Raw genomic sequence first — 20988 nt, forward strand, 5'->3', positions numbered from 1 at the left:
TTCTGATTTGCCTGATTTTGCTCAAATAAGCTCTCCTGTGATCGTTAGATACTTGGCGCAATAATTCATACAATTAACACACCAACTTAGACTCCTTAATGCTTCTTACTTCTCATCAATATAGTTACAAACTTTGTGGACTCACCTCACCTTTTTAAACACACACTGCACTTTCACTCAAACGATCCTCTACTCTTTAACATCACAAAAAAACCTTCCTCACCGCAGAAAAGGTTGTGGACTATCATCCAAAACCTATTTCCAAGGCAAAGAAGGTTCTCATCTAATTTTACAGTTTAAAGATTCGCTGTGCTCTAACTAGTCCGCCAGTTGCAGAGCTCTGCTTCGCTCCGTATCGCGCTCCAGTACAGGTTTCAGATACTTACCCGTATAGGATTCCTGCACTTTAATAATATCCTCTGGTGTTCCTGTCGCTACAATTGTACCGCCGCCGCTTCCGCCTTCTGGACCCAGGTCAACGATATAATCAGCTGTTTTGATGACATCCAGATTATGCTCAATAACAAGCACCGATTCTCCCGAATCGACGAGGCGATGCAATACTTTAAGCAGTCGGTCGATATCATCAACGTGCAGACCTGTCGTAGGCTCATCCAGAATGTAGATCGTTTTGCCAGTACTCCGGCGATACAGCTCGGATGCAAGCTTCACACGCTGTGCTTCACCACCGGACAGTGTCGTTGCAGGTTGACCCAGATTAATGTAACCAAGGCCTACATCCAGCAACGTTTGCATTTTGCGATGAATTTTCGGAATGTTCTCGAAAAACTGAGTTGCATCCTCCACTGTCATTTCAAGCACATCTGCAATATTTTTGTTTTTGTACTTTACTTCAAGTGTTTCGCGGTTGTAACGTTTGCCTTTGCAAACCTCACACGGCACATACACATCCGGCAAGAAGTGCATCTCAATTTTTATAATTCCGTCTCCACGGCAGGCTTCACAGCGTCCGCCTTTGATATTGAAGCTAAACCGGCCTTTTTTATATCCGCGTACCTTAGCTTCGTTGGTCTGTGCAAACAAGTCTCGAATATCATCAAATACACCGGTATAAGTCGCCGGATTAGAACGTGGAGTTCGTCCGATCGGGGACTGGTCGATATCAATCACTTTATCGATATGCTCCAGACCACGAATCTCTTTATGTTGCCCTGGACGTACGCGTGCACGGTTCAGATCACGTGCCAGCGTTTTGTACAAAATTTCGTTGATCAGTGTAGACTTACCTGATCCAGATACTCCCGTTACAGCGGTAAACACACCCACCGGAATCTTTACATTCAGATTCTTCAGATTGTTCTCTTTGGCTCCGCGCACTTCTAACCAGCGATCGCCGACATTTCGGCGTTCCGTACGAATCGGAATAAACTTTTTGCCACTGAGGTACTGACCTGTCAACGAATTCTCGTCATTCATAATCTCCTCAGGTGTACCTTGTGACATCACTGTTCCGCCGTGAATACCTGCACCTGGACCAATGTCGATAATATAGTCCGCCGCCATCATCGTATCTTCATCGTGTTCGACAACGATCAACGTGTTCCCGATATCCCGCATATGTGCGAGCGTGGAGATCAAACGATCATTATCCCGTTGATGCAAACCAATGCTTGGCTCGTCCAGAATATAGAGTACGCCCATCAGGCTGGAACCGATTTGAGTCGCTAGTCTGATCCGTTGCGCTTCACCACCGGACAACGTTCCGGCAGCTCGGCTTAGCGTCAGGTAATCCAGACCTACGTTAACGAGAAAACCCAAACGGCTGTTAATTTCTTTTAAAATCAGTTTGGCAATGGTCTGTTCTTTTTCGGTCAGTTGAAGCGACTCAAAGAAACGTCCCGCTTCACCGATGGACAAGCTAGTCACATAAGCCATGTTATGGTCATTAATGGTTACAGCAAGACTCTCTCGTTTCAGACGTTGCCCTTTACATGTACCACAAGGTTTGGCACTCATATATCCTTCAATAAACTCACGTATACCTTCCGAGGCCGTTTCACGATAACGCCGCTCCAGATTATTAACGATCCCTTCGAACGTAACTAATGCTTCTTTACGCTGTCCGAAGTCATTTTCATAACGGAAACGAATTTTCTCAGACCCTGTTCCTTGCAACAGCTTGTTCATCTGATCAGCAGGTAGATCCTCTACAGGAACATCTTGCGGAATGTTGAAATGTTCGCATACGGATTTGAGAAACTGCGGATAATACGTGGACGTACCTCCTGTCCATGCATCAAACGCTCCTTCTTCAATCGATTTACTGCGATCCGGCACAAGAAGGTCCGGGTCAACAATCATTTTGACACCCAAACCATCACAATCCGGACACGCACCAAATGGGCTATTAAATGAGAACATCCGCGGCGCAAGCTCATCAATACTGAATCCACACACCGGACAAGCAAAGTTGGAACTGAAGCGCAGTTCTTCTTCACCGATAATATCCACGAGTAGCTGCCCGCCGGACAGATTAAGTGCTGTTTCAATGGAATCTGCCAAGCGAGCTTGGACATCCTCCTTCACAACGATCCGGTCAACGACAACATCGATGGTATGTTTTTTATTTTTCTCCAGCTGGATGTCCTCTGACAGGTCTCGCAATTCCCCGTTAACCCGAACACGGACAAACCCCTGTTTAGATACATCGGCAAAAACGCTTTTGTGCTCCCCCTTGCGTCCCGCAACAATTGGAGCCAGAATCTGCAAACGGGTACGTTCAGGGTATTGCATGATACGGTCGACCATCTGTTCTACGGTTTGGGATGTTATCTCAATCCCGTGATCCGGACAATGCGGATGACCGACACGAGCAAACAGGAGACGCAGATAATCATAAATTTCAGTAACGGTTCCTACTGTGGAACGCGGGTTACGACTTGTTGTTTTCTGATCTATTGAGATCGCAGGCGACAATCCCTCAATCGAATCGACATCCGGTTTCTCCATCTGACCTAAAAACTGACGTGCATAGGCAGACAATGATTCTACATAACGCCGTTGTCCTTCGGCATATATCGTATCAAAAGCCAGCGAGGACTTGCCTGATCCGCTCAAACCGGTTAATACGACAAAGCGGTCACGCGGAATGGTAATATCGATGTTTTTCAAGTTATGCGCTCGTGCGCCTTTGATGACAATGTTCTCGCTCGCCAATGGTATTCATCCTCTCATTGCTTTTCTATAAACCTCTTAACCAAATTCGTTATTTTTATCAGTATAGACCTGATTTTGCAATTTCAACATGTCTTATTATCGGGTCAATGGACGAGATTATTTACTTCAATTTACTCAATAAGAGAACGGCCAGACTGGCCGTTCTCTTATCATCCATGTTCAATCAACGAAGCTTTCTCTATCGATTTATATCTATTCTGCTCGCAACTCCAGCAATGCATCACGAAGCTCGGCGGCACGCTCAAACTGCAAGTTTTTGGCTGCATCTTTCATCTCCGCTTCCAGACGCTGAATAAGCGATTGGCGCTCCTTCTTCGACATCTTCTCGGCGGCGCCAGTCAGATACTCGTTTTTGGATTCGGCAACCTTCGTTGCCTCAATGACATCACGCACTTTTTTGCGAATCGTCTGCGGTGTGATGCCGTGTTTCTCATTGTATTCCATCTGAATGGTACGGCGTCTCTCCGTCTCTTTTATCGCTTTATCCATGGAATCGGTCACTTTGTCGCCATACAAAATAACTTTACCATCGCTGTTCCTCGCGGCACGCCCGATCGTCTGAATCAGGGAACGCTCTGAACGCAGGAAACCTTCCTTATCCGCATCCAGAATAGCTACCAATGAAACCTCCGGCAAATCCAGACCTTCCCGGAGCAAGTTAATTCCAATCAATACATGGAAGGTACCCAGCCTCAGATCACGCAGAATCGACATCCGTTCCAGTGTTTTGATCTCCGAGTGCAGATATCTGACCTTGATGCCAACTTCCTTCAGGTAATCCGTCAGGTCTTCCGACATCTTCTTGGTCAGCGTAGTAATCAGCACACGCTCGTCTTTGGCAATCCGGTCGTTAATCTCTGCAATCAGATCATCGATCTGTCCTTTCGTTGGACGGAGCTCAATAACAGGATCAAGCAGGCCAGTAGGACGAATAATCTGCTGAACCATCGTATCGGTATGCTCAATCTCGTAAGGCCCTGGTGTCGCCGATACATAGATGATCTGGTTCATCTTCTCTTCAAACTCTTCAAACTTCAGCGGACGATTATCCAGTGCAGAAGGCAAACGGAAACCGTGATCCACCAACACCGTCTTCCTCGCTTGGTCACCATTGTACATCGCACGGATCTGCGGCAATGTGACGTGAGACTCATCCACCACAATCAACATATCATCCGGGAAGTAATCCATCAGAGTGTATGGTGTATCCCCGCGTTCACGGAAGGTCAGCGGTCCGGAATAGTTCTCGATCCCTGAGCAGAACCCGACTTCCTTCATCATCTCAATATCGTAACGTGTACGTTGCTCCAGTCGCTGTGCTTCCAGCAACTTGCCTTGCTCACGCAATACTTCAAGCCGTTCTTCCAATTCACGTTCGATATTCACCAGTGCCACACGCATCGTTTCTTCTTGGGTTACGAAGTGAGATGCCGGGAAAATAGCAATATGCTCCCGTTCACCGATCAGTTCTCCGGTCAAGACGTCAATCTCGGTAATTTTCTCGATCTCGTCCCCGAACAACTCCACCCGAATGGCATGTTCCCCCTTTGAAGCCGGGAAAATCTCGATAACATCGCCACGGACACGGAACGTGCCACGGACAAAGTTAATATCATTCCGCTGATACTGTATCTCTACAAGACGGGACAAGATCTGATTGCGCGGCTTCTCCATTCCAACCCGCAGAGACAACAACATACTGGAGTAGTCATGAGGTGACCCCAAACCATATATACAGGATACACTCGCTACGATAATGACATCACGGCGTTCGAACAAGGAACTGGTCGCGGCATGTCGTAGCTTATCAATCTCTTCATTAATACTCGAATCCTTCTCGATATACGTATCTGAGGAAGGAATATAGGCTTCCGGCTGGTAGTAGTCGTAATAACTGACAAAATACTCAACCATGTTATTCGGAAAAAATTCTTTGAACTCACTCGCCAGCTGTGCTGCCAGTGTCTTATTGTGCGCAATAATCAACGTGGGTCGCTGTAGCTTGGCAATAGTCTGTGCAATGGTAAACGTCTTCCCCGTACCCGTTGCACCCAAAAGAGTCTGGTATCTCTTCCCTTCCTGAACACCCTTCACCAATTCCAGGATGGCTGCTGGCTGATCACCTTGGGGAGAAAACTCTGACTCGATTTCGAACGTTTTGTCGCTCATAATAATATCGCTCATTGCCGTATCTCACCCTATCGTCTAAAATAATAGTCACTATATATTGTCGAAGTTCCCCGAATTTCCAGTTGGGAAAACTTATATTAATAGGAATATTTGTTCCCGTTCAATTATACCTTGTTCGTTTTAGTGATGCAAACGTGAAATGAAGATAGGAGTGGGTTAATTTATGGATATTGCGACACTTATCGGTATAATTGCCGGAATTGCCGCAGTTATCAGCGGTTTTTTGTGGGAAGGCGGCCATATGTCCGGCCTGTTGCAAAAAACCGCTGCTCTAATCGTGTTCGGCGGCACCATCGCTGCCGTTGTAGCCAGCTTCCCAGCACATCGTCTGCGAACGATCCCTGCTGCTTTACGCATGGCGTTTGGACGTCGTGCCCAGGATTCCAAACAATGGGTCGAAGAATTGATCGAGATGTCATCCATTGCCCGCAGATCCGGTGTGCTTGCTCTGGAACGCAGAGTTGTGGATCATCCCCATCCCTTTTTGCAAGATGGTATCCAGATGGTTGTCGACGGTACAGACCCGGATGTTGTTCGGCAGATTCTGGAGATGGAAATCGATTCTGTAGAGCAGAAACATGAGGGTTATGCCAAAATATTCGAAGCTGCCGGCGGTTATGCCCCAACGATGGGGATCATCGGAACCGTAATGGGGCTTATTCAGGTACTCGGAAGCCTAACCGATCCAACCGGACTCGGACCAGCCATTGCCGTTGCGTTTACAGCCACTCTATATGGGGTTGCCAGTGCTAACCTGATCTTTTTACCTATCGCTTCCAAAATCAAATCCAGAGGTGCTGACGAGGTGCAAGAAATGGAGATGATGCTTGAAGGAGTGCTTGCCATTCAAAATGGCGAAAATCCACAGCTCGTTCGTAAACGGCTAGAGTCTTTTACACTTTCGCACCGTCAGGTCTTGCAATCTCCGCTCGCAAAGGAGGGATTAGATGAGTCGTCGCAGTAAACGGCGTGCCAAACGTGAAGCTGCTGACCATCGGGATCGCTGGATGATTACCTATGCGGATCTCATTACGTTGCTACTGATTTTTTTCGTCATCATGTACGCCATGAGCAATCTGGATACCGGTAAATACGACGTCGTGACCCAATCCCTTCAAACCACTTTTAATAAATCCGACTCCATACTTGAACTGGGGGACGGACTCGGTGAGACACCAGGTCAAACCATCACCAAGCCCCCCCAGGGAAGCTCAGAGGAGGATCAAGAATCGTCATCAGATTCGGGTAAAGATACCCCGGATGACAACAATCGTCCGCTCACGGAGCGGGAAGAGCAATTCAGGACGCAGGAGCAGGAATTACAAAATCTGTTTAATGTGATTACCCAATATATCGAAGATAATAAACTGGATAATCAAATTTTCGTCGCAGACAAACCGCAAGGTATCTCCATTACGCTCAGTGACCGTTTTCTGTTTGATCAGGGACAAGCTGCCTTGAAAAAAGATGCCGCTCCTACACTTAGCAAACTCGCCAGTTTGTTTCGTAATCTTCAAATGGTGGTCAGTATCGAGGGACACACGGATAACGTTCCGATCGGAGCCAATTCCGCGTACAAGGATAACTGGGAGTTGTCCGGTGAGCGTGCGTTATCAGTACTACGCTTTTTCATCGATCAGGAGAAACTCGACCCCGACCACTTCCAATATGCAGGGTATGCGGATACCAGGCCAACCGGAGACAATACAACAGCAGCTGGAAGACAGAAGAACCGCCGGGTTGAAATTACGGTACTTCGCCAATTACAGCCATAGTCAGTTATCCCGCAAAAAATACACGCCAGACCTCAGCCTCTATTAATCGGCTATATGAACTCACGCTACAAAAAAACAACTCAATAAAAAGCACGTTGACGTTATTCATCCCGTCAAACGTGCTTTTTTTCAATGCATTCTAAATTACTCTTGCTCTTGTTTCAACTCTCGACTCCTAACCGACTCCCTCTATCTCGTTTCCTTTTTCATTGTGTATTGCTTCACCATTCTATTTAGGCCACAACCAATTTACGCATCCATTCCCGGTTGATTGGGACGAAGAATCACCGAACCGACAGCCAGCAAGATCACAGCCATGGCGAAAAGGATTAGTAATGGCAAGGTAATGTCGGCCAACTTACCTCCGGCAGAGATCGTTTCGACTGCCTCAATCGTCCATTTTTGCGGCACAAAGTTCGCCAGCTTCTGCATATACTCCGGCATGATGGATAACGGCCAGAAGCAACCCCCAATCATACAAGTGGGTACAATGATGAGAGAGTTCAACATACTGGCATTTTTCGATTCACGAATCAAGCCGCTCACGGCACTCGCTAATCCCATCGATACCAGCATAAACGCTCCAAGAATCAGAAAGTGGATACCAAACGGAATCCCTGCATCATAATGCAGAACCCAACGGCTTATGCCGAGCACGAGCGTAATCTGGATAACTCCAATCGCAAGACTACCCAGAAAATTTCCTAGTGCGATCTCATATGACCTGACTGGAGCGGTATACATTCGAGCCATCGTACGTTGCTTTCGATCGTCCATAATAACAGCCACCGCACTCGTTAACAGACCCATCATGAACATAATCGTAAATCCGGTGACGTTGTTTAACCCTGGCTTTGGATACAACTGCAAGCTTAACGCTTCTCCTGACAAATGATGTCTCCCAATCTCTTGCAGGAGCTGTGCAAGTTTATCCTCCTGACTCTCAGCGTTAGCGTTAGCAGGCGATATGGCAACAGATGTTTGTACCGCAACAGCGGACTGTTTCAACCCATCCGCAACCCCTTGGGCGGCCGCCCGAAGGATGTATGAGCTTTCACTGACACGCATTTCAATCCACTGAATCTCTGCGGGCTTCCCCTGTAGCAATGATTGGGTGTAATTGGCGGGAATCACAATTCCCATGCTTCCTTTTTGGCGAACGATATCCGATTTCACTTCTGCCTCGTTACTCACAGCTTTGAAGCTGTAGTCCTTCGTACGAGCGAGCTCGTTGATCATCCATGATCCCGCGATCCCCTCATCCATATTGACATAAGAAACAACCGCACGACTGGCCTGCTCACTTCCAAAAAGAGCAACGGCACCTGTCACAACAAGGCATGGCAGCAGTAAAAATGCAACAAACCCTCGTTTACGCCCCAGTGTTCTCCGGATCATTAGCCAAGCGATATGCAGACTATTCATAACGATATCCAACCTTTCTGTATATCACTGCGGCAGCAGCTGCGAGCACTGCACACACGGCCCCAAGCATGAAAATATTGTGCATGACCTCTTGCAAAGTTGCACCCAGCATCATACTCAGAAAACTTTGAAGCGCCCAATGATTTACGGTAAATTCGCTAATGCGCTGTACAAAATCGATGGCGATCGGAGTAAATCCTCCACTTATAAAAGTCATCACGATGATGATACCCTGCATTAACGCATTAGCTGAGGCGGCGTTTTTACTTACTAATGCCACAATAATGCCCAGGGTCATGGATGCCAGCGTAATGAGTACACAGATCAGTACAATCAACCAAGGATAACCACCCCAATTCACGCCAAATAGCAGGTTGGTCATGACGATAATAATGATCGCCTGTAAAAAGGCAAGCAGACTGTTACCTGCAATTTTGCCAGCAAAGATCACTCCATTACCCACTGGCGTTGCCTGAAGACGAGCCAGCGTTTGTTTGTCGCGCTCCGTAAACAGGCTATTGACGGTGGTCATACCCGAGTACAGCATAAACATCGCCAGCATGGCTGCCGCGTAATATTGTGAAGCGCTGTAGGATTGACCGGAATGCCCCGGGCTGCTGACCTTAATGTTGGGCTGTGCAGAGGTTGACCCTGTGCCATCTTGCGCGGCCATCGCCATCATCGTTTCTGGCCCAAGGACTTTTGCAATGGCAGCCTGTCGATTCAACTCATCCGTAAAGCTAGTGAATACGGTCTGCCCCACTACGTTAAGTGTGTTGTCTTTTCCAAGTATCCATTGCAGCTTAACGGTTTTCCCTGCCATCCATTGCTGCACCATATCCGAAGTCACGATCACCGCAAAATCAAGATTTCCTTGTTTTAACGCATCCATGGTTTCGTCCTGCGAAGACATGTTTTTCACTTGTATCATTTGAGCCACCTTAGGTGTAGATACAAAGGCTTTCAGCGCTTCACCTACCGGAGAAGATGCCGCTTCGTTCGATTGCACAATCCCCACGCGCAACGTATCAGGCGTCGTATCTTTTCCTGTTCCCATCGCGCTCGATAATGCCGTTCCCAAGATGAAAATTAATAATAAAGGCAGAATAAACAAATTAATGACCACAGAACGAATTTTCAGAATACGTCTGAGTTCAAACATACAAATATGCCATATGCTCATGCCATCTCCTCCTAGTCTCGAAGCGTACGCCCGGTCAGATTGAGGAAAAGCGTTTCGAGATCCGGTTCTTCGACCCGTAAGGATTGAATGGATATGTCATGTTTACTGCAAATAAACAGCATATCTTGCAGTGACTGCTGTGCCGAAGGCAGCATAATCGTTATTGTGTCCTCGGTAACTTCTACTGCCCGTACACGCGGGTGAAGCTTAAGTTCTTCCACAACACCGGCATCCATGCCGGAAGTGGTAAGTACAATTTTTTCCTCCGACGCAACGCGTTCCCTTAGCTCAGCCTCGGTTCCACAAGCAATAATCCGGCCTTGATCCATGATGGCTACCCGATTACTGATCGCCGCAACTTCCTCCATATAATGACTTGTATAGATAATGGTCGAGCCCATCTTGTTGAGCGTTCGCACCGATTCTAGAATGTGATTGCGGGATTGCGGATCAATGCCCACGGTTGGTTCATCCATAATAATCAGATCTGGCCTGTGACTGAGCGCACATGCAATATTGAGTCTGCGTTTCATGCCGCCCGAGAAGGTGGATGGAGCATCCTTGGCCTTATCTTGCAAGCCGACAAATTCAAGAGATTCCTGCACTCTTTCTTTGAGCTTCTTCCCTCGTAATCCATAGAGCCGGGCAAAAAAAGTAACATTATCCGCGGCACTCATCGTTTCATACAAAGCCAAATCTTGCGGAACCAGCCCAATCTTACGCTTCACATCGAGTGGTCGCTCCTTCACCGATATGCCATCCAGTCTGATCTCTCCCTGATCCATGCTGAGCAGACCTGCAATCATGCTAATGGTGGTGCTTTTCCCCGCTCCATTCGGGCCAAGGAGACCAAAGATTTCCCCTTTTTGTACACTTAGGTTGAGATGATCCACCGACAATTTGTTACCGTATCGCTTTACAACATGATCCATTTCCAATATGTTCATCTACGTATGCCCCTCCCATATGAGCTCTTACCGTGATATTCCTAAGTCTATTGTATCGAATGTCTCCCCTTGGCGAAGGTATATAAAGTCATCATTCAAAGGTGACTTAAGTCATCTCCTGATGTTGCGGTGGCCTATGTTATAATCAAGGATGCGTTATCGTCTTATTCTTCAATCTGTATAAAAAGGATGTCATCTACATATGCCCTTGGGATTCCTGCAATATGGTTTATTAGTTGTGCCTGCTGTGTTGTTCAGTTTGACCCTACCTTTACATGGCGAAGCGCTGTACACCTTTTACATCCTCATCTCGACCTTACTCGCTGTAACGAACCGCTTTACCCGTTCAGGTGCAGGGCAATCCCTGTTATTCCTGATAGAAATCATGTGGGCCAGCTGGTTGATGGCGCTGTATGGCCCCTTTATGATTTTCGTCTCTCTATCGGTTCTCTATGTTTATATGTATCGGCTCGGTGGATCTATAAGATGGTTCATATTAGGGTTTCAGCTGATTACAACGAATCTTGCACTGTATTGGCATGTTGCAACTCCAACTACGCTCAGTTCTGGAGCGATGGAAGTTCAAATGAACACCATTAGCTGGTTCTCGGACTCTGTGAAGATAAACATTGGCGTAAACCTGCTCTTATGTATGACAGCAGCGCTCTCCTGGCAAGGAGCCAAAGCTGCAAACGGTCGCAAGCAACTGGAGCATGTGTATGACGAGCTACGGCATAAGCATTATGAGCTACAAGAGACGCGTGCACAATTGCTATCATTTTCTAAACAATTAGAAGATGCGGCTCAGGCAGAAGAGCGTATTCGAATATCCCGTCAGCTTCATGATGATATCGGACATCGGCTAATCCGCACCAAAATGATGTCAGAAGCTGCCTTGCTCACGCTACCTTTGAATAACGAACAGGGTACTGAAATGGTCAAGCAGATTCGAGATCAGCTGGCTGCAAGTATGGATGATATGCGTAACACCCTTCATAAACTTCGTCCTGATTTTCATGCATCCGATGCCTACGCTTTGGATCGTCTATTAGAAGAAGTCGGTCGCGATACAGGGATACAGACTCATTACGAGATTATTGGTCAGCCACACACTCTCTATCCAAGTACGCAGATTGTGTTATTCAAAAACGCCAAAGAAGCTGTAACGAATGCCATTAAACATGGAAAGGCCACTTCCATTCGTTTGCAGCTGGCTTTTGGGCAACAGGAGATTCGTATGAGCATCAGTAATGATGGCAGCACGCACTCCCTTTTAGATACAAGTGTAACAACAGGCCTTGGGCATGAGGGTATGCGTCAGCGTACACAATTCATTGGAGGAACCATTGAGGTTCAGTCCGTTGCCCCATATACCGTTATTACTCGAATCCCCATGACAAACAAAATGAATTTACTGTAATACGGAAAGGAATATGCTCATGCCAGAATCGAACAATAGTAGCCAGAAAGAAGTTTTTTCCGTGCAACCTCCCTCGGTCATTCAGATCCTTCTTGTCGATGACGATCCCTTCATCCGGGAAAGCCTGAAGGTGGTGCTCGGCCTGGATACGGATATCCGCATTACAGGTACAGCTTGCAATGGGACGGAAGCACTTGCCTGCCTTGAATCAGGAACACCAGCAGATGTAGTGCTCATGGATATTCGTATGCCCGAATGTGACGGGGTCGAAGGAACTCTTCTGATCAAGACCCGTTTCCCCGACATTCAGGTATTGATGCTGACCACCTTTGACGACGATGAATATATCATTCAGGCTTTACAGAACGGAGCGAGTGGTTATCTGCTCAAAAATGTCCCTCCTGCCCGGATCGTACAGGGCATCAAAACCGTTTATAACGGGGACATGCTGATCCACCCGGATATTGCACGCAAACTCGCGGGTTTGCTTCGTACGCCGGCTTCTCCTCCGGTAAACGAGCCGCTTGAAACGCACGGTCTTACCCGCATGGAGCTTTCCGTCGCCGAAGCCATATCAGAAGGACTATCCAACAAAGAAATCGCCGCTAAGCTGTTTCTCAGCGAGGGTACCGTCAAAAACTATGTAACTGAAATTCTGGGTAAGCTACATTTGCGTGATCGCACCCAAATCGCCATTTTTATTTTGAAAAAATAAAACAAAAAGGTACTCCCTCACGCCAGCGAAGGCGTTTGGAAGTACCTTTTATTACATTTCAACTGACCCTTTGTCACTCACTACAGGTGCTGGCGGCAAAGCCAGTGGAGCCTCGTCAATTCGTTGCTCTTTCCGGCGTGTGAATAATTTGAGCGCAATCACATGGTATAACGTCACCGGACGCGGCTGAACTGCCCATGCTTCATGTTTATCCGGTGCCATAATCACGCCAAGCTGGTGATGCTCGCCTTCGTAAATTGCTCGCTGCATAAACTTGCTCTCTCCCTGATGATTACGCACCTCCAGCTTGCAAAAAGCCGGATTCATCCGCAGTGCCCGGTGCAGCTCTTCGGGAGAATGAACGAGTATACCGTTCACTTTATACAGTGTCTCCCCTGCCTCGATTCCGAGCTCTGCTGCAGGACTGTCAGGGATCACACTCAGTACCTTAAGCCCGTGCTGAGGATGAACAAATGCAGGACTAAGTTGCTGCTCTTCCAATGCGCTGTACCACACCAGGAGTTCATGTCCGGCAAAGGCTACCAAGGCTGCAATCACTGTCAATGGTGACCACCATACGGCAAGCAGACTGAATACAAGTAATGCCAAGCTATACAGCATCAAACGTTTAGCTGAAACCTGAAGTTTACGCCCAGGTAGCATACTTTGTGTATTTTCGCTAAATCCCAGCAAGATGGGTAGTGCCATTAGCGTGTAGCCCTGACCTGCATGAAGTAGCGGAGTCCACGCCAGTTCTGTGATACCTCCGGTTGTCGGAACAAGAATTAGTAGTGGAACCGCCCAGAAGAGTTGAATCTGATATCCGCCTACCAACTTCCCGCGTTTACCTTCCATCAGAAACGGTGAGGCCATAGATACACCCTGCATTCGTGCCAGTATAGCTTCGCCAAAATGCAGCAATGCAGCCAGCACGAGCAGCACAGGCATGTCCAATGCGCGCACTGTGTCCACAGCCTGTCCAAGCATACCGACAGGCTGCCAGCTGGAGGCTACATTCAGAGCAAATTGCAGAATCCCCAGTGCCCCCGCTGCATAGGCAAAGCACAAATAACGGATACGAATTAAAGATAAAACCAATGCTGCAATCCATATGCTGATTACACTACCTAGCGTAAGATAAGTGCCAAGGAAAAGAGATATCATGGACACGATCACTCCAATGACAATTCCCCCAAGGACAGCTCGAATCGTCTGCGTGATCGAACTCTGCATACGCACATGGAAGAGTTTCCGTTCCTGGAGCAACTGACGATGATACATCAAAACGATCAGAATTACTGCCATATAATAAAACGGCTGAATCAACAACTGTAACAATGCTTCCCCTAATGCAGTTAACCAAGGCCATGCCCATTCCATTGTAGCATTTCACTCCTCTCCTTCAGCCGGTTCAGAAAAAAAGAAGGCTGAAAATCAGCCTTCTTTATGGCTTCGACACAGCGGACGAAATATCCTTTGAGACATTTTCGATCGCGCGTTTCAGCTGTGCATCATATTGAGGATTGGCAATACGTTCAATCAGAGTTGCCTCCAGAGATTCTGCCGTTTTCTCATCGATTTGGCCAGTAACCTGAATGCCTTTTTTCTTCTGGAACGCCTTGACGGCTTCTTCGGTCTTCTGGTCGTAGTATCCGTCCACACGATCCGGCTTGAAGTCAAGTCCTCTCAGCATCGTCTGCGCACTCTTCACATCCGTGCTATTGCTATCATATTTCAGAGGCAGCTTTTCTTTATTAATCGGTGCAACCGAGAAATAATCCGGCTGGTTCACTGCGATATCCGGTTTGATCCCTTTTTCATGAATCCATGTACCGTTTGGCGTCAGCCACTTGGCAATGGTAATCTTCAGCAAGCTACCGTCACCCATCTGTTTGTCGTAGCTGGTCTGCACGGTTCCTTTACCGAATGAATTCTCGCCCACGAGTGTAGCACCAGCAGATTGTTGCAAAGCTCCTGCCAGGATTTCGGAAGCACTCGCGCTACCTTTGTTCATCAACACCGTGATTGGATAAGGCTTGGCTGATCCATTTGATTTACTTTGTTCCTTCTTGCCATTTTTATCTTCAACCTGAACGATGACTTTGCCTTTCGGTACGAACTGTTCCGCAATATCGATAACGACTTGCAGTACACCGCCCGGGTCATTCCGTACATCGATAATCAGGCCTTTCATATTCTGCTTCTCCAGCTTCGCCAGTTCTTCCTTGAACCTTTCGCCTGTATTCAGCGAGAATTGCGTAATGTTGATGACACCAATACCGCCATCTTCCATATGTGCGTAGACGGTTTCTAGGTCGATATCATCACGGACAATCGTGAATTCAATCGGCTCTGTCGATCCTGCACGCTTCACCTGTACTTTGGCTTCGCTACCCTTTGGACCTCTGATCTTGTTAACCGCTTTGTTGAGCTCAAGTCCTTGAAGCGATTCACCGTTAACCGACATAATGATGTCTTTCGCACGGATACCTGCTTTTTCGGCAGGTGAACCTTTGATCGGGGACACGACAACGACATTACCGTCTTGCGAGGAAACCTCTGCACCAATACCGGTAAATGATCCTTCGATGGACTCTTCGAACTGGGCTGCTGTTTCCTGTCCCATATAGTTGGAGTAAGGATCACCCAAAGATTCCATCATACCGTTAATCGCACCATCAATCAGCTTGGTACGGTCGACATCTTTATAATAGTTGCTTGAGATCAAATCCATTGCGGTTTCAATCTTCTTTAGTTCGTTCTTCTGCTGTGAGCTACCGGTCACACTAGCCAGCAATCCTTCGCCGGGTCTAACTTGATTTGTAATCCCCGGATAAGTCATTAACACGAGCGTTAACAAACTTCCGCCAAGCAGTCCCAGAACAACAAACAGCAGTGCCGATCTTTTTTTCATCATCCGTATGTCACCGCCTTTAGTTTTGAAGCGCATCCGACTCGGACTGCCCCGAATCATTCCCTGAACATGCCAGCTTAGTATATGTCTAGCTTGTACGGATTATGATTTTTCCATTCGAAGTTTAAATTATATAAGTTGCATCGCATTAAATCAGACAATCTACAAATAGTTCATCGGATTCACGGCTGTTCCGTTATCCCGCACTTCAAAGTGCAAGTGAGGCCCGGTTGAGTTCCCTGTATTGCCAGACTCGGCAATGGTATCGCCTTTATTTACCGTATCTCCCTTGCTGACTTTAAGTCCACCTTCACGCAAGTGACCATAAAGTGTCCACAGCCCGCCGCCATGGTCGATGATAACCGCATATCCATAACCACTATACCACTCAGCCATAATGACAATCCCGCCGGAAGCCGCATGAACGGATGTGCCTACTGGAACGGCAAAATCGACACCTGCATGCAGTTTGCCTACTTCTCCTGTAATCGGGTGAACCCGCGGACCAAACGGTGAAGAAATGCGTCCACCGGAAACCGGTTTTGCAAAAATGCCGTTGCCGGATGAATAGGTCACTTCACTGTTACCGCTGGAGCTTACACGTGTTGGCGCCTTGGCTGCTGCTTTGGCACGAGCCGCAGCTTGGGCCCGAGCTTTAGCTGCTGCGGCAGCCTGTTGCTCACGCAATTTATTTTTCTCCTGTAACAGAGCCGAGCGTTTGCCGGCGATTTGCATCAACACAGCTTCCTGCTCTGCCGTCAACTCTTCGGATTGTTCAATTTTAGCATCATATGAAGCCAGAAGCACCTGCTTTTCTTTCTCTTTCTCGTTCAGCTGCGACTTGCGCTGTTTCTTCTGTGAGTACAGGCTTTTGGCTTCCGCATATTGCCGGTCCAAATCTGCCTTTTTCTCTACCACAAGCTGCTTGTCCTTTTTATGTTCATCCAAGAGGTGCTGATCCTGATCCACAATCGTTTTAAGCGAGTCCGCACGGGTCAGAAAATCGGTAAAGCTGGTAGAAGATAAAAGGACATCAAGGTAGGATACTGCCCCATCTGTATACATCAGACGTACACGTGACTCTAGCAGTTTTTCTCTTGCGACGATCCGTTCTTCTGCTGCTTGCAGATCTTTTTTCGTTGTACGGAGATCTTCCTCCGTATTTTCAATCTGCAACGATACACTCGCCAGCTCATCACTAACGACATTGATCTGTTCCAAGACAACCTTCAGATAGGCATTGGTTTTGTTCTTGTAATGCTGCGCTTCCTGTTTGTTGGCCGCAGCCTTTTTCTGCTCCTGCTTGGCGGAAGCCGCCTTGCTCTCCAGTTGCTGAATCTGTTGATCAATATCGCTGATGCTATTCTTGGCATATCCGTCAGAAGGTTGAAACGTCATACCGGCCAGTAACATAAAGGCCAGCAGCGAAGCGGTTTTTTTCAAAATGATGATCCCCCATCCTATGAATTCACAAGAAAGCAACCTGCACAGGTGGTGAACAGCATGTTCTTTGCTTTCTTTCATCAAAACAACAGTTGCGTCTTTCCTACATATCGTCAAACAGCGTTCAATAATGAACCTGTTTTGGCATTCTTTTCGACATTTTCTACACTTTGAGCGACTTGCGAATGGACAGTGTACTACCCAGAATTCCGACAAGCACCCCTAGTCCAATCAGCAATGTTCCCATCAGTGGCCAAATCTCGCTGAGTGGAATTAAATTCAGCATCTGCATAAAGACATCCTGACCAATCGTTGACATCAACTGGCTGTATCCGAAGAACAGAACGGCGACCGTAATCACGGAACCGATCAATCCAATTAACGCCCCTTCAATAAAGAAAGGCCAGCGAATAAAGGTGTTGGTCGCACCCACCAGCTTCATAATACCAATCTCTCGGCGACGAGCCAGAATCGTTACGCGAATCGTATTTGAGATCAGGAACATCGACATCAGACCCAGTCCACCGACAAAAATAAATCCGATATTACGAACAAGCTTCGTAAATTTGAACAACACATCGACCGTTTCCTTGCCGTAGTTCACTTTCATGATCGGCTTCTCGGGATGTTTCTCGTTCAATGCTTCAATCTTCTGGGCTACAAAATTGACCGTTTCCGGTTCAATTACTTTAACTTCAATCGTATCCGGCAATGGATTGTTATCTACATCGAAACCACCGAGAACATTATCGGCATTTTCGCCTAAACGGTCACGGAATTCTTTTAATCCTTCATCCTTCGGAACAATTCGAATTTCGCTGACTTCAGGCATGGCACTGATCTCCTGACCAATGGCATTGCGCAGGTTCTCGTCCACATTCAGCTCCAGAAACGTACTGATTTCTACCTGGCTGTCTACCTGATTGGCCATAGAGTTCACGTTAAGCACAAGCAACATAAACACGCCAAGAATAAACAGAGAGACGATAATCGACATGACGGAGGCTACTGACATCCAGCCATTGCGGAATACGTTCTTGAAGCCCTCCCGCAGATGTCGCAAGAGAGTACTAAAATTCATAACCGTATTCCCCTCTCATCTGATCCCGTACAATCTGTCCGCGTTCAATGGCGATAACCCGTTTACGCATCGTATTAACAATATCTTTGTTGTGTGTTGCCATTACAATCGTTGTACCCCGGAAATTGATCTCGTCCAGCAGCTGCATAATGCCCCATGACGTCTCGGGGTCCAGATTCCCTGTAGGCTCGTCCGCAATGATTACAGAAGGATTGTTCACGATCGCCCGTGCAATCGCAATCCGTTGCTGTTCTCCGCCGGAGAGCTGTGAAGGTTCACGGTTGGCCTTGTTGCGTAGTCCCACCAGATCGAGCACTTCCATAACCCGTTTCTTGATGTGGCGCTTCGGCGCTTCAATAACTTCCATCGCAAATGCCACGTTCTCATACGCTGTCATCTTCGGTAACAGACGGAAATCCTGAAAGACAACGCCGATATTACGGCGCACATAAGGAATTTTTCGTGGTTTCAGCTTGCCAATATTAAATCCGTTAATGGATATTTGCCCTTTGGTTGGCACTTCTTCTCTGTACATTAATTTCATGAATGTCGATTTGCCTGCACCGGATGGACCAACGATATAGACAAATTCATTGCGGTCGATCTTCACCGACACCCCTTGTAATGCGTGGGTACCATTGGCGTAGGTCTTCCACACGTCCTGCATTTCTATCACATCATCACTTCCTGCTCACATAGTTAGCCATTATGATTTCGACACAATCCCGGCATTTCCTTTAAAAAGGCCTGAAATTCATCAGGAAAAATCCATCCTGTCCCTCTTTTGCTGGTGAAGCATGGATTCATATGAAGTTTATTGTAACAAATTTGTTACCTATTGAGTACCCGAAAGTTTTCCACCCTTGGATCATATAGATAGAGAGTGTTACGAATTCCGGAACAACAGAAGCCAAAAGGAGCGTTCGGTTATGAAAAAAATTCATGTAACGGTCATCGCCCTGTTCTCCCTGCTCTTGATCGGCTCCGCGTCCTATGGATTGCTCTATATGTACGTAAACCAGCCCACTTTGCCCAAAGGGGTACAGATTAGCGGCTGGGCCATCGATGGCAAACATCGCAAAGAGGTACTGGCAGAACTGCACACTCGTATTCAACAATTGCAGAACTGGCCTGTCACACTGGAAGTGGCTGAACCAAACCCGATAACGATGTCACATACCGCCTCCGAACTAGGGGTGAGTTACAACGCAAACAACTTCATGGCCGCAGTACAACAGCTGGATGAGGGGAATCTGTGGGAACGCGCGTATGCACGGTATCAATTTCCCCAGACTTTCTCTTTGGATATGAACTACAACGAACAAACCTTTCAACAATTGCTTAGCCCTGCCTGGGAAAAAGAAACCTTCGGTACACCGACCGAAGCCGTCCGCCGGATCACCGCCAATGATCAAGTGCAGTACATTCCGGAGAAAAGCGTGCGCCGGATCGATTGGAAAACGCTCAGCACCCTCATGCAGACCAAGCTGCACAGAGAGCTCAGCGATGTAATGGATGGAGTAAAACCAGAATCCCTACGGATTCTTATACCTCTTTACACCTTGAAACCCGAGGTAACGATCGATTCGATGAAGAAAGAAGGCATCGAGCGAAAAATTATTCAATTTTCCACAGGACTGGGAAACAGCAGTCAAGGTCGGATACATAACGTCAGCGCGGCTGCTCAGGCCATCAACGGGATGATTTTGCCGCCTGGAGGTGTGTTCGACTATGAAAAGATAATTCGCAAAGCGGAGAAGGAATATGGTTTTCGGGAAGCACCGGTCATCGTGAATGGCAGGTTGATGCCCGGTATAGGGGGAGGAATCTGTCAGGTATCCAGTACTGTATATAATGCCGCTCTGCTAACGGGTCTAGATATCGTGGAACGGCGTAATCACTCGTTGCCAGTCAAATATATACCGAAAGGGTTAGATGCCACCTTTGCCTCGGGCGCCATTAACTTTCGTTTTCGAAACAGCACCGAGAAATCCCTATTAATTCATGCCAAAGTGCAAGGCGGACGTATGGTGGTGAAATTTTTCGGCACCTTCCCCGAGAACGTCAGTTATGCGCTGGAGTCGCGTACGATTGAAACGCTGAGTGTTCCCGTAAAATATGTATCCAGTAACGTGCTACCCGAAGGGGCCCAGCAAGTGCTTCAGAATGGACAGCCCGGGTACATCGTTGAGACGGTACGCACGAAGCGAGTTGATGGCAAAGTCGTTGAAACCAAAACAATCTCACGTGACACCTACAAAGCACAAAGCCGTCTGATTGCCCGCTCAGGTCATATTAGCATGCCTGATCCACAGCAACCTTCCGTGGTGGAGGATGGCATTCGTGAGGGGAATCAGCCTTAACTTTAATTGTACAAGTAGAACGAAAGAGATTTACACTTGACACTTCGCTGACAGAATAACCTTCAGATCGCTGTTATCCCCGGATTTTTTGGATTCCCTTTTCCAAAGGGGAAAATCCGGGGATAAAGGCGAGCGCTTCGCTTCTTCAGGTTTTTTCTGTCCTCTCCGTTATTGTGTAAATGAAAGTTCAACTTATATATTGAAGTAGGCAAATGTAAGCCTTAAAAACAACTAACGAATGATCCTTAAAAAGTAAAAATGCACCTGTCTCATACCCTTGTACGGGATATGAGACAGGTGCACTAGATTTACGGATTTGTAAAATCCGTTTATT

The 20988-nt window shown here is 47.2% G+C and carries 15 protein-coding genes; 5 read left to right on the forward strand and 10 right to left on the reverse strand.

All coding sequences use genetic code 11. The annotated features are described in order from the left end of the window. Nucleotides 1–318 precede the first annotated feature (318 nt). On the reverse strand, nucleotides 319–3177 hold the full coding sequence (uvrA, locus tag Q9R46_RS26180; RefSeq protein WP_311282350.1) for an excinuclease ABC subunit UvrA: 2859 nt from the start codon (nucleotides 3175–3177) through the stop codon (nucleotides 319–321). A gap of 213 nt (nucleotides 3178–3390) precedes the next feature. Beyond that, complete coding sequence (gene uvrB, locus Q9R46_RS26185; RefSeq protein WP_145414137.1) at nucleotides 3391–5382, reverse strand: excinuclease ABC subunit UvrB; 1992 nt, start codon at nucleotides 5380–5382, stop codon at nucleotides 3391–3393. 169 nt (nucleotides 5383–5551) lie between these two features. On the opposite strand from uvrB, the gene Q9R46_RS26190 reads away from it, so the two are divergent. Both Q9R46_RS26190 and Q9R46_RS26195 read left to right on the forward strand, forming a co-directional pair. Beyond that, entirely contained in the window at nucleotides 5552–6352 is an 801-nt protein-coding gene (locus Q9R46_RS26190; protein ID WP_145334585.1) for a flagellar motor protein, read from the forward strand. Beyond that, nucleotides 6336–7163, forward strand: a complete 828-nt coding sequence (locus Q9R46_RS26195) for a flagellar motor protein MotB (protein WP_311282351.1) — start codon at nucleotides 6336–6338, stop codon at nucleotides 7161–7163. Before Q9R46_RS26190 ends, Q9R46_RS26195 begins: the two co-directional genes overlap by 17 nt. A gap of 249 nt (nucleotides 7164–7412) precedes the next feature. On the opposite strand, the gene Q9R46_RS26200 is transcribed toward Q9R46_RS26195, so the two are convergent. The 3 genes from Q9R46_RS26200 to Q9R46_RS26210 are packed head-to-tail and all read right to left on the reverse strand — an operon-like array spanning nucleotide 7413 to nucleotide 10718. Continuing rightward, on the reverse strand, nucleotides 7413–8588 hold the full coding sequence (locus Q9R46_RS26200; RefSeq protein ID WP_311282352.1) for an ABC transporter permease: 1176 nt from the start codon (nucleotides 8586–8588) through the stop codon (nucleotides 7413–7415). After that, a complete protein-coding gene (locus Q9R46_RS26205) occupies nucleotides 8581–9771 on the reverse strand; it encodes an ABC transporter permease (protein ID WP_311282353.1) in 1191 nt (396 codons plus the stop codon). Before Q9R46_RS26205 ends, Q9R46_RS26200 begins: the two co-directional genes overlap by 8 nt. An 11-nt stretch (nucleotides 9772–9782) precedes the next feature. After that, nucleotides 9783–10718 (reverse strand): ABC transporter ATP-binding protein, encoded by a 936-nt coding sequence (locus Q9R46_RS26210; RefSeq protein ID WP_311282354.1) that lies wholly within the window; start codon nucleotides 10716–10718, stop codon nucleotides 9783–9785. 202 nt (nucleotides 10719–10920) lie between these two features. Here Q9R46_RS26210 and Q9R46_RS26215 point away from each other — a divergent pair, with 202 nt between their 5' ends. Together Q9R46_RS26215 and Q9R46_RS26220 are read left to right on the forward strand one after the other, a co-directional pair. Then, complete coding sequence (locus Q9R46_RS26215; protein WP_311282355.1) at nucleotides 10921–12138, forward strand: sensor histidine kinase; 1218 nt, start codon at nucleotides 10921–10923, stop codon at nucleotides 12136–12138. Nucleotides 12139–12157: 19 nt separating this feature from the next. Beyond that, on the forward strand, nucleotides 12158–12853 hold the full coding sequence (locus tag Q9R46_RS26220; protein WP_311282356.1) for a response regulator transcription factor: 696 nt from the start codon (nucleotides 12158–12160) through the stop codon (nucleotides 12851–12853). A 51-nt stretch (nucleotides 12854–12904) separates the two neighbouring features. On the opposite strand, the gene Q9R46_RS26225 is transcribed toward Q9R46_RS26220, so the two are convergent. The 5 genes from Q9R46_RS26225 to ftsE form a co-directional block, all read right to left on the reverse strand. Then, on the reverse strand, nucleotides 12905–14233 hold the full coding sequence (locus tag Q9R46_RS26225; RefSeq protein WP_311282357.1) for a PDZ domain-containing protein: 1329 nt from the start codon (nucleotides 14231–14233) through the stop codon (nucleotides 12905–12907). A gap of 64 nt (nucleotides 14234–14297) precedes the next feature. Further along, nucleotides 14298–15770 (reverse strand): S41 family peptidase, encoded by a 1473-nt coding sequence (locus Q9R46_RS26230; protein ID WP_145334568.1) that lies wholly within the window; start codon nucleotides 15768–15770, stop codon nucleotides 14298–14300. Between the two features lie 159 nt (nucleotides 15771–15929). Further along, nucleotides 15930–17210 (reverse strand): murein hydrolase activator EnvC family protein, encoded by a 1281-nt coding sequence (locus Q9R46_RS26235; RefSeq protein WP_311282358.1) that lies wholly within the window; start codon nucleotides 17208–17210, stop codon nucleotides 15930–15932. 163 nt (nucleotides 17211–17373) lie between these two features. Further along, a complete protein-coding gene (gene ftsX, locus Q9R46_RS26240) occupies nucleotides 17374–18291 on the reverse strand; it encodes a permease-like cell division protein FtsX (RefSeq protein WP_145414130.1) in 918 nt (305 codons plus the stop codon). After that, nucleotides 18281–18967, reverse strand: a complete 687-nt coding sequence (gene ftsE, locus Q9R46_RS26245; RefSeq protein ID WP_090922994.1) for a cell division ATP-binding protein FtsE — start codon at nucleotides 18965–18967, stop codon at nucleotides 18281–18283. The genes ftsX and ftsE overlap by 11 nt, the downstream gene beginning before the upstream one ends. A gap of 253 nt (nucleotides 18968–19220) precedes the next feature. On the opposite strand from ftsE, the gene Q9R46_RS26250 reads away from it, so the two are divergent. Then, the gene (locus Q9R46_RS26250) at nucleotides 19221–20654 is read left to right on the forward strand and encodes a VanW family protein (RefSeq protein WP_311282359.1); all 1434 of its coding nucleotides are present in this window, start codon (nucleotides 19221–19223) and stop codon (nucleotides 20652–20654) included. The last annotated feature ends 334 nt before the right edge of the window (nucleotides 20655–20988 follow it).

Origin of the sequence: Paenibacillus sp. RRE4, assembly GCF_031844205.1 — a bacterium.
Lineage (GTDB): Bacteria > Bacillota > Bacilli > Paenibacillales > Paenibacillaceae > Paenibacillus > Paenibacillus xylanexedens_B.

Bases quoted from the DNA above. Each gene is read 5' to 3' on its own strand.
- uvrB (WP_145414137.1), bottom strand. From the start codon at position 5,382: ATGAGCGATATTATTATGAGCGACAAAACGTTCGAAATCGAGTCAGAG.
- Q9R46_RS26190 (WP_145334585.1), top strand. From the start codon at position 5,552: ATGGATATTGCGACACTTATCGGTATAATTGCCGGAATTGCCGCAGTT.
- Q9R46_RS26195 (WP_311282351.1), top strand. From the start codon at position 6,336: ATGAGTCGTCGCAGTAAACGGCGTGCCAAACGTGAAGCTGCTGACCAT.
- Q9R46_RS26200 (WP_311282352.1), bottom strand. From the start codon at position 8,588: ATGAATAGTCTGCATATCGCTTGGCTAATGATCCGGAGAACACTGGGG.
- Q9R46_RS26205 (WP_311282353.1), bottom strand. From the start codon at position 9,771: ATGAGCATATGGCATATTTGTATGTTTGAACTCAGACGTATTCTGAAA.
- Q9R46_RS26210 (WP_311282354.1), bottom strand. From the start codon at position 10,718: ATGAACATATTGGAAATGGATCATGTTGTAAAGCGATACGGTAACAAA.
- Q9R46_RS26215 (WP_311282355.1), top strand. From the start codon at position 10,921: ATGCCCTTGGGATTCCTGCAATATGGTTTATTAGTTGTGCCTGCTGTG.
- Q9R46_RS26220 (WP_311282356.1), top strand. From the start codon at position 12,158: ATGCCAGAATCGAACAATAGTAGCCAGAAAGAAGTTTTTTCCGTGCAA.
- Q9R46_RS26225 (WP_311282357.1), bottom strand. From the start codon at position 14,233: ATGGAATGGGCATGGCCTTGGTTAACTGCATTAGGGGAAGCATTGTTA.
- Q9R46_RS26230 (WP_145334568.1), bottom strand. From the start codon at position 15,770: ATGATGAAAAAAAGATCGGCACTGCTGTTTGTTGTTCTGGGACTGCTT.
- ftsX (WP_145414130.1), bottom strand. From the start codon at position 18,291: ATGAATTTTAGTACTCTCTTGCGACATCTGCGGGAGGGCTTCAAGAAC.
- Q9R46_RS26250 (WP_311282359.1), top strand. From the start codon at position 19,221: ATGAAAAAAATTCATGTAACGGTCATCGCCCTGTTCTCCCTGCTCTTG.